The sequence below is a fragment of the methanotrophic endosymbiont of Bathymodiolus puteoserpentis (Logatchev) genome (assembly GCF_900128525.1).
Classification (GTDB): domain Bacteria; phylum Pseudomonadota; class Gammaproteobacteria; order Methylococcales; family Methylomonadaceae; genus Methyloprofundus.
In genome coordinates this window covers 1-13,228 of the sequence record NZ_FQTQ01000125.1, presented here as the reverse complement: position 1 = coordinate 13,228, position 13,228 = coordinate 1, and the positions used below count along the sequence as shown (strand labels likewise).

At 40.5% G+C, this 13,228-nt stretch carries 13 protein-coding genes and 1 pseudogene; 5 read left to right on the top strand and 9 right to left on the bottom strand.

The features are described 5' to 3' along the window. Window positions 1-17: 17 nt before the first annotated feature. Window positions 18-692, bottom strand: coding sequence for a RadC family protein (radC, locus tag BQ7314_RS09875; RefSeq protein ID WP_174483535.1), 675 nt, complete (start codon window positions 690-692; stop codon window positions 18-20). 129 nt (window positions 693-821) lie between these two features. Here radC and coaBC point away from each other — a divergent pair, with 129 nt between their 5' ends. From coaBC to BQ7314_RS09850, 5 genes are all read left to right on the top strand, one after another. Then, a complete protein-coding gene (gene coaBC, locus BQ7314_RS09870; protein ID WP_174483534.1) occupies window positions 822-2,003 on the top strand; it encodes a bifunctional phosphopantothenoylcysteine decarboxylase/phosphopantothenate--cysteine ligase CoaBC in 1,182 nt (393 codons plus the stop codon). Continuing rightward, entirely contained in the window at window positions 1,996-2,451 is a 456-nt protein-coding gene (gene dut / locus BQ7314_RS09865) for a dUTP diphosphatase (protein ID WP_174483533.1), read from the top strand. Before coaBC ends, dut begins: the two co-directional genes overlap by 8 nt. Before the next feature lie 69 nt (window positions 2,452-2,520). Beyond that, window positions 2,521-5,097, top strand: a complete 2,577-nt coding sequence (locus BQ7314_RS09860; RefSeq protein WP_174483532.1) for a phosphomannomutase/phosphoglucomutase — start codon at window positions 2,521-2,523, stop codon at window positions 5,095-5,097. 11 nt (window positions 5,098-5,108) lie between these two features. Further along, window positions 5,109-5,996 (top strand): acetylglutamate kinase, encoded by an 888-nt coding sequence (argB, locus tag BQ7314_RS09855; protein ID WP_174483531.1) that lies wholly within the window; start codon window positions 5,109-5,111, stop codon window positions 5,994-5,996. A 180-nt stretch (window positions 5,997-6,176) separates the two neighbouring features. Further along, window positions 6,177-6,650 (top strand): hypothetical protein, encoded by a 474-nt coding sequence (locus BQ7314_RS09850; protein WP_174483530.1) that lies wholly within the window; start codon window positions 6,177-6,179, stop codon window positions 6,648-6,650. Between the two features lie 123 nt (window positions 6,651-6,773). On the opposite strand, the gene trpC is transcribed toward BQ7314_RS09850, so the two are convergent. The 8 genes and pseudogenes from trpC to BQ7314_RS09810 all read right to left on the bottom strand — a co-directional run bounded on the left by trpC (window position 6,774) and on the right by BQ7314_RS09810 (window position 13,125). Beyond that, a complete protein-coding gene (gene trpC, locus BQ7314_RS09845) occupies window positions 6,774-7,574 on the bottom strand; it encodes an indole-3-glycerol phosphate synthase TrpC (protein WP_174483529.1) in 801 nt (266 codons plus the stop codon). A gap of 69 nt (window positions 7,575-7,643) precedes the next feature. Next, window positions 7,644-8,690, bottom strand: coding sequence for an anthranilate phosphoribosyltransferase (trpD, locus tag BQ7314_RS09840; RefSeq protein ID WP_174483528.1), 1,047 nt, complete (start codon window positions 8,688-8,690; stop codon window positions 7,644-7,646). A 181-nt stretch (window positions 8,691-8,871) separates the two neighbouring features. Further along, window positions 8,872-9,462: an anthranilate synthase component II gene (locus tag BQ7314_RS09835; protein WP_174483527.1), complete on the bottom strand. Its 591-nt coding sequence runs from the start codon at window positions 9,460-9,462 to the stop codon at window positions 8,872-8,874. Further along, window positions 9,459-10,946 carry an anthranilate synthase component I gene (trpE, locus tag BQ7314_RS09830; protein ID WP_174483526.1) on the bottom strand — a complete coding sequence of 496 codons (1,488 nt, stop codon included), beginning with the start codon at window positions 10,944-10,946 and terminating at the stop codon, window positions 9,459-9,461. The genes BQ7314_RS09835 and trpE overlap by 4 nt, the downstream gene beginning before the upstream one ends. Before the next feature lie 80 nt (window positions 10,947-11,026). Continuing rightward, window positions 11,027-11,359 carry a HigA family addiction module antitoxin gene (locus BQ7314_RS09825; RefSeq protein WP_174483525.1) on the bottom strand — a complete coding sequence of 111 codons (333 nt, stop codon included), beginning with the start codon at window positions 11,357-11,359 and terminating at the stop codon, window positions 11,027-11,029. An 11-nt stretch (window positions 11,360-11,370) separates the two neighbouring features. Then, window positions 11,371-11,664, bottom strand: a pseudogene (locus BQ7314_RS09820) (type II toxin-antitoxin system RelE/ParE family toxin). Window positions 11,665-11,703: 39 nt separating this feature from the next. After that, a complete protein-coding gene (locus BQ7314_RS09815) occupies window positions 11,704-12,315 on the bottom strand; it encodes an HAD family hydrolase (RefSeq protein WP_174483524.1) in 612 nt (203 codons plus the stop codon). 150 nt (window positions 12,316-12,465) lie between these two features. After that, entirely contained in the window at window positions 12,466-13,125 is a 660-nt protein-coding gene (locus BQ7314_RS09810; protein WP_174483523.1) for a type II secretion system F family protein, read from the bottom strand. Window positions 13,126-13,228 lie beyond the last annotated feature (103 nt).

Sequence of the window (13,228 nt, the reverse complement as noted above, 5' to 3'; positions counted from 1 at the left end):
GTGAGCAGAAAAAAGCATTACAATAATCCATTTTCTGCAAAAGAATAGGGCATGCCATCACCAATAATAAAATGATCCAATACCCGAATATCTATTAAAGCTAAAGCTTGCTTTAATTTGTCGGTAATCAATTTATCAGCCTGACTCGGCTCAGAAATACCAGAAGGGTGGTTATGAGCAAAAATAACCGCAGCAGCATTATGCGCTAGTGCCTTTTTGATTACTTCGCGCGGATAAACACTGGCGCTATCAATAGTGCCTCGGAATAACTCCTCAAATTCTAAAATATGATGCTGATTATCCAGAAACAAGCAAGCAAATACTTCATATTGATAATGACGTAATTGTTGACTTAAATAAGCACGCGTTGCCTCTGGGCTAGTTAAAATATCCCCGCGATCTAATTCTTCAAACGTATGCCTACGCGCCATTTCCAAGACCGCTTGTAATTGTGCATACTTAGCTGTACCTAAGCCTTTTGCACGCGTAAAGTTATCACAGTCTGCCAGCAATAGCTCGCGTAAAGAACCAAAGTCAGTTAATAGGTCTCTAGCCAGATCCACTGCCGTTTTACCTTTAATCCCAGTCCGCAAAAATATCGCTAATAACTCTGCATCAGATAATATTTCCGCGCCTTGAGCAAGTAATTTTTCTCTTGGGCGATCGCCTTCCGGCCAGTCTTGAATGCTCATCCTTTTACACCTTAATTTTTTAATATATTCATCACGACAGTTAATTTACTGGTTTTTCAGCTTAAGCATAGAAGAAAGTTGCAACTCTTGCCATAATAGGCGACCGAATTTATTTAAGGATGTTCCCAATTGAAGCGTATACTCTTAGGCATTAGTGGCGGTATTGCCGCCTATAAATCGGCTGAGCTGGTCAGGTTATTACGTAAAAATGACTACGAAGTCAGGGTCGTGATGACTCATGCTGCCACTCAATTTATAACGCCACTCACGCTGCAAGCATTATCCGGTCATGCTGTCCATACGCAATTACTTGATGCTAGTGAAGAAAATGCCATGGGGCATATTAATTTGGCGCGCTGGGCAGAGCTATTCCTCATTGCACCAGCAAGCGCAAACTGCATGGCAAAACTAAGCCTAGGCATTGCCGATAATTTATTAAGCACTTTATACCTCGCGGCCGAATGCCCTGTTTATATTGCACCGGCAATGAACCAAGCCATGTGGAGCAAACCCGTCACGCAAGAAAATCTTAACCGTTTGCAACAGCATAAAGTACATATTATCGGCCCAGAGACAGGTAGCCAAGCCTGTGGCGAGACTGGCTATGGCCGCATGAGTGAGCCTAGCGATATTATCACCCAATTAGGCGTCCTGAGCGCGCCCCAGCTATTACTGAATAAAAAGGTACTTATTAGTGCCGGTCCAACTCACGAAGCTTTAGACCCTGTACGCTATATTACCAATCGAAGCTCAGGTAAAATGGGCTATGCGCTAGCACAACAAGCGCAATTATTGGGCGCTAAAGTAACTTTAGTCAGCGGCCCTACGCAATTAGTGACACCCAAAAATATCCACACACTTAAGGTAAAGAGCGCAGCAGAAATGTATACCGCAGTAATGCAGCAGGTAGTCGGACAAGATATTTTTATTTCCGCGGCAGCAGTCGCAGACTATACACCCGAGAAACTGCAAACTGAGAAAATTAAAAAACAAGACGATAATACTCGACTATCATTATGTAAAACTCAAGATATCGTGGCAAGTGTCGCCAATTTACCAAATAAACCTTTTACTGTTGGTTTTGCTGCAGAAACACATAATTTAGAGCGCTATGCGCTAGACAAATTACAGCGTAAAAATTTAGATATGATTGCCGCTAACTGGGTAGGAAAAGTAGAAGGGGGCTTTGATTCCGACCGTAATGCCTTACAAGTGTATTGGCAAAATGGCAAAAAAACTTTCGCAATGACCGATAAGACCCAACTAGCAAATCAATTATTGACCTTAATTGCTGAGAGATTAAATGCATAAGATACAACTTAAAATATTAGATCCACGCCTAGGCAATGAAATCCCTATGCCCAGCTATGCGACTGACGGCTCCGCAGGTATAGACTTGCGCGCCTGCTTAGAGACTGACACTATTCTACTTCCGGGTGAAACAGTGTTAATTCCAACTGGGATTGCTATTCATATTAATGACCATCAGCTTGCCGCAGTATTATTGCCACGCTCTGGCTTAGGCCATAAACATGGCATTGTCTTAGGCAATCTTGTCGGCTTAATTGATTCTGATTATCAAGGGCAAATATTCGTTTCCTGCTGGAATAGAGGTCAAAGCGCCTTTACCGTAAAAATTGCCGAACGTATTGCACAAATGGTTTTTGTACCTGTAGTACAAGCCGAGTTTGCTATCGTTAATGAGTTTAATCAATCAGAACGTGGTGAAGGCGGCTTTGGTCATACCGGTCGCCATTAAGTTTTAACCAATATAGGTCGGCACTCAATAGTCTAAAATTCACACACAGCTATATTTACAGGTATCAATATGGGACGTATTTTTTCAATGATTGCTGCTGTTGCAGTGTTCATGACAGCTTTAGCAGGATCGGGGGTTTATTTGCTTGCCCAAGTTAATGTAAATAGTGCCAATAATGATGCTATGTATGCGCTAGCTAAAGGTACATCGCAAAACATCACCGCCCATACCGCGTTATTAAGCAAGTTTTTACAAAATATAGCTCAATCACCCGGGCTTATTAATACTCTTAATCAGTCCGACTTAGCCAGTGCTAAAGCAATCATTCAACAACGCAGTACTGCTTTACCCGGCCTATTGGTTATCCGGTTATTACTTCCTAGTGACCAAGAACCGGATAGATCAATAACTCCACATATGGGTTATGCCGACTTAGACTTAGTCAAAAAAACTTTCCAAGCAGCACAGCAGCCTTTAGTCCAGGGTGAACAAGGTGAAAATCGCCATTTAGCCATTACCCAAGGCATTTTACAAAACGGTAAAGTCATTGCTGTCCTTCTTGCTAGTATTGACTTTAACAGCCTGCAACAAAACTTTAATACACTGACCGATAGTCGCTTATATTTAGAATTACGGCAGGCTGATTATGCCTTATTTTCACACGGTGATGCCGCGCTAAAAACATCAGGAACAAGTAACTCCTTTAATGTCAAAGGCACAGCTTGGACCGTGAACTATTGGTATAGTGATAAACTTGATTTTTCGCTAGCACTCTTGGTTCTTAGTATTATTCTTATCCCTTCTTTTGTGTCTGGACTCGCTTGCTATGTGGGTCTTAGAAAATTAGAGGCATTACTAATCGATGACCAACGCTCTGTTTTAAAAGCGACTAAAGACCTATTGATGGGTAAGGCCAAAGGTAATTACCCTATTAAGTTGAAACAAATGAACAATTTCATTTCTACCATTATTCAATTTAAGCGCGTTTTAGAAAATGAAAATAAAGACACTGACAATGAAAATTCGACCAACCAAGCCGATGAATTTGATGGTTTTTTTGACGAATCAATAGGGTCAGATTCGCCTAGCTCTGAATATGCAGGCTTTGAAATACAAGATATTGAAAGCACTGATGACATAGGTTCGGCCATTTCACTGCCCGAATTCACCAGCAATAGCAATGAAGTCAAGCCCAGCCCCGAGTCATCATTCAAACTAAGCGCAGCGCTACCTGCAGACGATAGCCCTAGCCCCCAAGCTATAGAAGTCAAACCAACAGATGCAATTTTTCGTGCTTATGATATTCGCGGTATAGTCGATCAAGAACTTACTCAAGACATTGTTTATGATATTGGCCGTGCGCTTGGTAGTGAAGCCATAGATAAAGGTATCTCAGTCATTGTTATTGCCAAAGATGGCCGCATCTCCAGTCCGGCCTTAAGCAAAGTCTTAGCGAATGGCATTTTATCAACCGGTACTGATATTCTCGATATAGGTACAGTACCTACCCCAGTTCTTTACTTTGTCGCCCATCACCATGACAGTCAAACGGGTGTTATGCTAACTGGCAGCCATAACCCAGCCGATTATAATGGCCTCAAAATTGTCATCGCAGGAGAAACCTTAGCCGGCGATAAAATACAAAACCTTAAACAGCGCATTGACAATAATAACCTACAATCTAATGCACCAGGTACATTGACTGAGAACAGCATGTTTACCAATGAATATATCGGCATGATTGCCGATGACATTCATATTGCACGCCCAATGAAAGTAGTTGTCGATGCAGGCAATGGCGTAGCGGGTGAACTTGGCCCAATATTATTAAAAACATTGGGCTGCGAAGTTATTGAGCTATTCTGTGATATCGATGGGACATTTCCAAACCATCACCCTGACACGAGTAAGCCCGAAAATTATTCTGACCTTATTTCTACAGTAAAGCATTACCAAGCTGATATAGGCATTGCTTTTGATGGTGATGGTGATAGATTGGGTGTTGTCGATTCAAGTGGCAACATTATCTGGTCCGATAGACAAATGATGCTCTTTAGCAAACATATTCTCGCTAGAAAGCCGGGCTCTGAAATTATTTATGATGTTAAATGTACTCGTCACCTAGCAGAACAAATTAAAAAATATGGCGGCCGCCCGACTATCTGGAAAACCGGCCACTCTTATATGAAAGCCAAAGTTAAGCAAACAGCCGCTGTTTTTGCAGGTGAAATGAGCGGTCATTTATTTTTCAATGATCGCTGGCCTGGCTTTGATGATGGCTTATATGCAGCTGCACGACTAATAGAAATATTATCTGAAGACTCGCGTAGTAGTACCGAAGTCTTTGCTGATTTCCCAGACAGCTTTATTACACCAGAATTATCCATTGAGGTGGCAGAAGGGGAAAATTTCACCATTATGAATCGCCTGTTGATGAACCCTAACTTCCCTGGTGGGCAAATAACCGATATTGATGGTTTACGTGTTGATTTTACTGATGGCTTTGGCCTAGTGCGCGCCTCAAATACAACACCTTCTTTAGTCGTTCGCTTTGAAGGTGATACAAAAGAAGCCTTAAATAGAATTCAGGAACAGTTCCGTAAACTTTTGCTAGAAATCAACCCTCAATTAACCTTACCTTTTTAATTAAGAGCTTTATGCAAGATAAAACCGCCAAGGGTATTGCCCACGTACTGATAGAATCCCTGCCTTATATTCAAAAATTCAAAGGCAAAACCGTCATCATTAAATATGGCGGCAATGCCATGATTGATGAAAACCTAAAAACCTGTTTTGCCCGCGATATCGTACTGATGAAATTAGTAGGCATTAACCCTGTCGTAGTCCATGGTGGCGGCCCGCAAATTGGCCATTTACTTGAACGCTTAAATATTCAAACCGAATTTATTAATGGTATGCGTGTGACTGACTCCGAAACCATGGACGTAGTTGAAATGGTACTCGGTGGTCAAGTTAACAAAGACATTGTTAACCTAATTAATATGGCAGGCGGTAAAGCGGTAGGCTTGACAGGTAAAGATGGTGACTTCATTCGTGCGCGAAAAATAGAAATGACGCATATTAACGCTAAAACTCAAGCCTCTGAAATTATCGATATTGGCCATGTGGGTGAAGTTAGCAGTATTGACCCCGCAGTGGTAGAGATGCTCAGCCGAAGTAATTTCATTCCCGTTATTGCCCCCATTGGCGTCGGTGAAGATGGCCACTCATATAATATTAATGCTGACTTAGTCGCTGGAAAAGTTGCAGAAGTATTAAAAGCTGAAAAGCTTATTTTGCTAACTAATATACCGGGTATCTTAGATAAGCAAGGTAATCTACTCACCGGGCTAACCGCTAAAGATATTGATAATTTAATAACTGATGGCACAATATCTGGCGGCATGATCCCCAAAACATGCTGTGGTACTGATGCGCTAAAAGGTGGCGTTAAGAACGTACATATTATTGATGGCCGTGTCGAACATGCGGTATTACTTGAGTTATTTACCGATCAAGGGGTAGGGACCTTATTGATTAGTTAATTTTGCAATTACAGTTTTGGCCTATTACTAAAATCCAAAGATTCATTAAATAACAGAAACTTAATACATCAGCTTTTCTGGTGTATTTCGTGACTTTACCCTATACTCACTAAAACAATCAGTTATTAACCAAGGTAATAACTAAAAAATAATAATTATAACGACAAGGGGAGTGACATCATGTCAGAGGTTTTTTTTATTTTAACAGTCATCTATGTTGCCTACGTGGTTTACGCTGTTGTTGATGATAAAGACAATGCAGCACCAAGCAAAAAAGCTGCTAACCCAGGAGCCGTTGCCTTTAAACAGCCTCCAGCAGCACAAAAATCACCGGTAACTGAAGATAAAGCTAAGTCAACACTGGCAGAAAAACCGACTGAAATAAAAGTAGAACCTGCAACCAAAGCTAAAATTAACAAATTGGCTGAGCCAAAAATTGAGCTACGCACTGTAATAATGAAAAACCCCAAGACAGGCGAACAAGCAAAAGTTGCAAATAACTATAGAATGGTCAAACGCTGGGTAAAAGAAGCGCTGGTAACAGAAGGCTTATTAGACAAGATATACAAAAATACAGAACTAGATGATGCCGCTAAAATAACCATCGCTAAAGCACTATCTATTATTAAAGCAATGGACAAATATAAGCCATAGAACCAGTCTATTTATCCCATGCAAAAAACGGGATAACTCCCGTTTTTTTATGCTTAGAAATGTGTATGAAATAACATCCTGAAATTATAACGCAGGAAGTTTGTTTCATCCACGTTCTTTACTTTACAAACTAAACAGCTCACGCATTTTGGCTCCTGGGTGCTCTGCCGCCATAAAAGCTTCACCAACTAAGAAAGTGTAAATGTCATTATCTAACATCAACTGCACATCGGCAGGCGTATGAATTCCGCTTTCAGTAATCACTAAACGATCACTAGGCATCATAGGCTTTAAATCTAACGTTGTTTGTAATGAAGTTGCAAAGGTACGCAAATTTCTATTATTAATACCAATTAATGGTGTATCCAGCGTTAAAGCACGCTCCATTTCTGCCGCATCATGCACTTCTACCAGTACATCCATGTTTAACTGTTCTGCTATATCAGCCAATTCATGCATTTGTGTATCAGATAAAGCCGCAACAATTAATAAAATACAATCTGCACCTAACGCACGCGACTCATACATTTGGTAAGAATCAATCATAAAATCCTTACGTAATGCAGGCAATGGGCTGGACTGACGTGCCACTTGTAAGTTCACCTCGCTGCCTTGAAAAAATTCTTTATCTGTTAATACCGACAAACACGTTGCACCGCTCATCGCGTAATCCTGAGCGATCTCATTAGGTTTAAAATTTTCCCTAATCACGCCTTTGCTTGGTGATGCCTTTTTAATTTCCGCAATAATCGCTGGCTTTTTACTGGCGGCTTTATCCTGTAAAGCACGCGCAAAGCCTCGTGGTTTTTCCGTATCACCAATAATGCCTTGTAGGTCTTCTATCGACATACGTTGTTTACGTCTTGCGACTTCTTCAGCTTTTTTAGCAAGAATCTTTTTTAAAATATCGGGGGTATCAGTCATATGTTTATAGGTAGTAAAAATGAGAGAGGGACATATAGAAAACTGTAGGGCATGGCTTTAAGCCCACCTTTAGAGAAAATATTTAGCGGTAGCGGATAAAGCCATGCCCTGCTTAAAATTCACCAGTGCATTCAACTTTTCTTTAGCCGCACCTGAAGCTATTACCTCTTGTGCTTTACTGATGCCGGCAGCTAATGAATCAACTAAACCTGCCGCATAAATGGCAGCACCCGCATTTAAAGCAACAATATCTAAAGCAGGGCCAGGTTGATTATCCAATACGGATTTCAGCATCTGCAAGCTATCTTGTACATTATTGACCGCTAGTTCAGCCAAGTCAGCGCGTTGTAAGCCAAATTGTTCAGGGGTTATTGAATACGTAGTAATCTGGTCATCTTTTAATTCAGCCACCGATGTTGGGCTGGCTATGCTGATTTCATCTAAACCATCTTCAGCATTAACCACTAACACGTGGTTGCTGCCTAAAGCGTGTAAAACCTGCGCTAAAGGCTCTACCCATTGCTGTGCAAAAACACCTAAAATTTGATTAGGTGCGCCTGCCGGATTAGCTAAAGGGCCGAGCAAATTAAACAAAGTACGCACACCCATTTCTTTACGCAAACCAGCAACATGTTTCATTGCACCATGATGTTTTTGGGCAAATAGAAAACCTACACCGATAGTATTAACACACTGCGCTACTTGTTCTGCTGATAACAGCAGATTGACACCAGCCGCTTCAAGGACATCAGCACTGCCCGAACGACTAGATACTGAGCGATTACCATGTTTAGCGACTGTTCCGCCTGCAGCAGCCACGACAAAAGCACAGGTAGTCGAGATATTAAAAGTATTTGCGCCATCACCTCCGGTTCCACAGGTATCAATAATGTGCTCGCCTTGTATATTAACCTTTGTGGCTAATTCACGCATCACTTCAGCGGCAGCAGCGATTTCTTCAACCGTTTCACCTTTACAGCGTAAAGCAATTAGAAATCCAGCAATTTGTGCATTCGTTGCCTCTCCACCCATGATAATACGCATCACATCACGCATTTCTGAACGGCTTAAATTTTGTTTATCAAGCACAGCTTGTAAGGCGGTCTGTATATTCATTTAGGTATCAGAGTAGGGCGGGCTTTAGTCCGCTAAGTTAAATAAAACTCGCAATTTTAGCTTATGAAGCATCGTCAGTCCTTCCAGGGCTAGCGGTGCTTTCGGGTATTATTGAATTTTGCTCCCTAAGGTTAACAATTAAGATACAGGCGAGCTAAAGCCCGCCCTACCGTATTAGCAATCAACGCTGTAAAAAATTACGTAACATATCATGGCCATGCTCAGTCAAAATAGACTCAGGATGAAATTGCACGCCCTCAATATCTAAGGTTTTATGCCTTACACCCATAATTTCATCCACATTACCTTGTTCATCTTGCGTCCATGCAGTCACGTCTAAACAATCAGGTAAAGTCTCTTGATCAATAACTAAAGAATGATAGCGCGTGGCAACAAAAGGGTTATTTAAGCCTTTAAACACACCCATATCATTATGATAAACATCAGACACTTTGCCATGCATAATCTTTTTTGCATGTACAATATCACCACCAAAGGCATAACCGATACTTTGATGGCCTAAACAGACACCTAAAATTGGTTTGTTGCCCGCAAAAGCAAGTATCGTTTCTACCGAAATTCCGGCTTCTTTTGGTGTACAAGGACCAGGAGAAATAACAATCTTATCGGGATTTAAAGCCTTAATATCCTCAACCGTCACTTCATCATTACGCAGTACGGTAACATCTGCACCTAACTCGCCAAAATATTGCACTAAATTATAAGTAAAAGAGTCGTAATTATCGACCATTACCACTTTACAATTACTCATGAACGATCTCCGTCCAAGCCTGCTTCGGCCATTGTTACTGCACGGAAAATTGCTCGCCCTTTATTCATGGTTTCATCCCACTCATTTCTCGGTACAGAATCATAAACGATGCCTGCACCTGCTTGTATATGTAAAGTTTTATCTTTAATCACAGCCGTTCTAATCGCAATCGCCGTATCCAAGTTACCTGACCAAGAAATATAACCTACCGCGCCTGAATAAACACCGCGCTTAACTGGCTCTAATTCGTCAATAATTTCCATTGCACGAATTTTTGGCGCACCACTGACTGTCCCAGCAGGAAAAGTAGCCTTCAATACATCAAAAGCATCTTTGCCTTCTTCTAATTTCCCAGTCACGTTAGAAACAATATGCATCACATGTGAATAACGCTCAATAATCATTTTATCGGTTAATTCTACGCTACCAATTTGTGACACACGCCCCGCATCATTACGGCCTAAATCAATCAGCATCAAATGCTCGGCTAATTCTTTTGGATCAGCTAATAATTCTTTTTCTAAAGCAAGATCTTCGGCATGATTTTTACCTCGCGGTCGTGTTCCTGCTATCGGCCTAACCGTCACCGTATTGTCTTCTAAACGTACCAATATTTCTGGCGATGAACCAACAATATGAAAATCGTCTAAATTCAAATAATACATATAAGGTGACGGATTTAAACAGCGTAAAGCACGATATAAATCTAAAGGCTCAGCAGAAAAGGGGATAGATAAACGCTGCGATAAAACCACTTGCATAATATCGCCAGCGACAATATATTCTTTCGCTTTTAATACGGCCTCTTCAAAACCTTGCTGAGTAAAGCCAGAAACAAAATCTGCTTCATCGACTTGTTTCACAATATGTGCACTGTTAGTTTTCGCTTTTAGTTCACGTAATTTTAACACTAACTCATCAAGGCGTTTTTGCGCCAAGTCATAAGCATCTGCTTGCTCTGGATTTGCATGCGTTAATAACAGCATCTTGCCTGACAAATTATCGAACACTAGCATCTCTTCAGACACCATCAACAAAATATCAGGACTACCGATAGGATCGTCTTTAGCTGTTGATTTTAAGCGTGGCTCAATATAACCAATGGTTTCATAGCCAAAATAGCCAACCAAACCCCCATTAAATCGCGGTAAACCATCAATATCAGGCACTTTAAATCGCTGTTTAAATTCTTCAATCCAAACGAGTGGATTATCATGCTGTAATGTTTCAGTTACTTGCCCTGCATTTTCGATACGGATATCATTACCGAAAATCTTAACTAGCTCTTGACAGGGCAGGCCAATAATAGAATAACGTCCCCATTGTTCTCCGCCATGCACTGATTCAAATAAATAGGAATAAGCGCCATCGGCTAACTTCAGATATGCACTCAATGGCGTATCTAAATCGGCCAATACTTCACGTGTAATAGGAATACGATTGTAACCTTGTTCGGCATATTGCTTAAATTGTTCTGGTGTCATGAGATATTTTTTATTGTAGTGACACGGTGGCTTATACGATTACAAGCAATTGAGTCACGCTTCATTAAATTAACTGAATGTTATGGTGCCGATATACTTGGGCTATATTGTTTACTTTGAAATGGTTTTATTAACTGCAACTCATTTAGCTCCTGTTCTTTTACGCAATATAAATCCCATCTTAATTGTAAGCTAAGCCAAAAATCTTCAGTAACACTAAAAAATTTAGCCAAACGCAATGCGGTACTAGGCGTTATGCATCTTTTTTTATTAATAATTTCATTCACACGCTGATAAGGAACATGAATAGCATTTGCCAATTCTCTCTGAGAAATCCCCATAGGCTCAAGAAATTCCTCTAATAGCATTTCGCCTGGGTGCGTTGGTACCCGGTTGGTTGGTATTCGTACCATAATGAATATCCTTAGTGATAATCGATAATTTCTACTTTATCAGGCGCTCCAGCGCTCCAAGTAAAACAAACCCTATACTGGTCATTAATACGTATACTAAATTGGCTCTCTCTATCGCCTATTAATGCTTCTAGTCTATTTCCTGGAGAAACTTTTAGTTCATCTAAAATATTAACTGAATCCAATTGATCTAATTTTCTTGCTGCAACTCGCCATACTGATTACGGGCATAATTTTCTTGCTGCCTTGGTATTTTTACCATTAAATACATCTTCTGTAGCTTGATTTTTGAATGCAACAATCATAAGCACATAATAGCACGACATTCATGCTACTTAAATTGCTTATTGCAGAGCCTTTACTATTAACAACCCAGTCAGCTGATCTATTCTATCCAGCTTATAATCAGCCTCTAACTCATCAAGCGTATATTTCCCAGCATAACCATAAGACACCACAGCGGTTTTAAATCCTGCACGTTTACCTGCTTGTATATCACTAATAGAATCACCGACCATTAAACACTGCCTCACATCCACAGAGAAAAATTTCGCAGCTTCCAATAAAGGCAGTGGGGCTGGTTTCATCACAGGATAACTATCGCCCGAAGCGATAAACTGAAAATAATCTTTTAAACCTAAGTGCTCTAACAAAGGCAGAGTAAATTTTTCGGGCTTATTAGTCACACAAGCCATGCTTATACCAGCCATTTTAAGTGCCTCCAAACCTTCTATTACGCCAGAGTATAATTTACTTTTGTCACACACCTTAGCGCTATAAAACTGATCAAATAGGCTGATAGCTTGAGCTAAATTTTGGGGAACCTCGATAGGCTCTAAAGTACCCGTTAATGCCCGTTTAATTAATATTTCCGCGCCATTACCGACCCATTGTCGTACCTGATCTTCGGTATAGGTAGTTTGCTGTACAGCCGCTAACATCTTAGGAATGTGCATGAAATAACTTAGGCAACTTATAAAGTTGTTGCGTCAGGAATGGCAGTATAATTCCATTGCCTCAGGTGCTCATCAAATACAATTCGCATTGACTCTTTAAAACCCTCTGCAACTTTTCTGCCCGTTTTANTTTTCATTTTTAATTCTCTATCACTTCATTGCAGACGATAAGTTCCACATAGGTAAGAAAATACCTAAAGCTAAAACCAACACCATTGCACCAATCACCGATAATAAAATAGGCTCTATCGCAGTGGCTAAATTTTTCACCTCCGCGTCGACTTCAGCTTCATAAAAGTCTGCCACTTCAAGTAGCATATCGCTAATATTGCCCGTTTCTTCACCGACCATAATCATCTGGATAACGAGGGCAGGAAAGAGCTGTGTCGTCATCGCCATACGACTAATAGTATCGCCGCGCTCAATTCCAACGCCCATTTGTTTTAGCTTAGAGCCAACAAAAGTATTGCCCACAGCACCCGCAACAATATTAATCCCGGAAATCAAAGGCACTCCAGAGCTTAGAATCATCGCAAATGAACGGGAAAAACGCTCCATCGTCGCGCGTGAAATAATGGTTCCTATAATGGGAATATGTAATATAAACTGATCCCAGCGTAAACGACCTGCAACACTTTTAATATAGGCTTTAAAAGCAACCATAAAAATAACAAGAGTACCTAATATATACGGCCAATAAGCGACCGAAAAATCAGAGGTGTTAATTAATAAAGTAGTTTGCCAAGGTAGTTCTGCATTTATTTTATCAAATACGCCTTTAAAAGCAGGAATCACATAAATATTCAGCAATTCTCAATTTAGGATTCAGTGATAAAATAAATCCAATTCCTTACCCCAAAAAAATTCTATAAGTGATAGAGACAGTCGAACAAATAACAACATTCACGCAAAC

What these genes read in the sequence shown, in the direction of transcription:
- trpD (WP_174483528.1), bottom strand. Translation starts at nt 8,690, where the DNA reads ATGAATATACAGACCGCCTTACAAGCTGTGCTTGATAAACAAAATTTA.
- argB (WP_174483531.1), top strand. Translation starts at nt 5,109, where the DNA reads ATGCAAGATAAAACCGCCAAGGGTATTGCCCACGTACTGATAGAATCC.
- dut (WP_174483533.1), top strand. Translation starts at nt 1,996, where the DNA reads ATGCATAAGATACAACTTAAAATATTAGATCCACGCCTAGGCAATGAA.
- trpE (WP_174483526.1), bottom strand. Translation starts at nt 10,946, where the DNA reads ATGACACCAGAACAATTTAAGCAATATGCCGAACAAGGTTACAATCGT.
- BQ7314_RS09815 (WP_174483524.1), bottom strand. Translation starts at nt 12,315, where the DNA reads ATGCACATTCCTAAGATGTTAGCGGCTGTACAGCAAACTACCTATACC.
- trpC (WP_174483529.1), bottom strand. Translation starts at nt 7,574, where the DNA reads ATGACTGATACCCCCGATATTTTAAAAAAGATTCTTGCTAAAAAAGCT.
- BQ7314_RS09825 (WP_174483525.1), bottom strand. Translation starts at nt 11,359, where the DNA reads ATGGTACGAATACCAACCAACCGGGTACCAACGCACCCAGGCGAAATG.
- BQ7314_RS09835 (WP_174483527.1), bottom strand. Translation starts at nt 9,462, where the DNA reads ATGAGTAATTGTAAAGTGGTAATGGTCGATAATTACGACTCTTTTACT.
- radC (WP_174483535.1), bottom strand. Translation starts at nt 692, where the DNA reads ATGAGCATTCAAGACTGGCCGGAAGGCGATCGCCCAAGAGAAAAATTA.
- BQ7314_RS09850 (WP_174483530.1), top strand. Translation starts at nt 6,177, where the DNA reads ATGTCAGAGGTTTTTTTTATTTTAACAGTCATCTATGTTGCCTACGTG.
- BQ7314_RS09860 (WP_174483532.1), top strand. Translation starts at nt 2,521, where the DNA reads ATGGGACGTATTTTTTCAATGATTGCTGCTGTTGCAGTGTTCATGACA.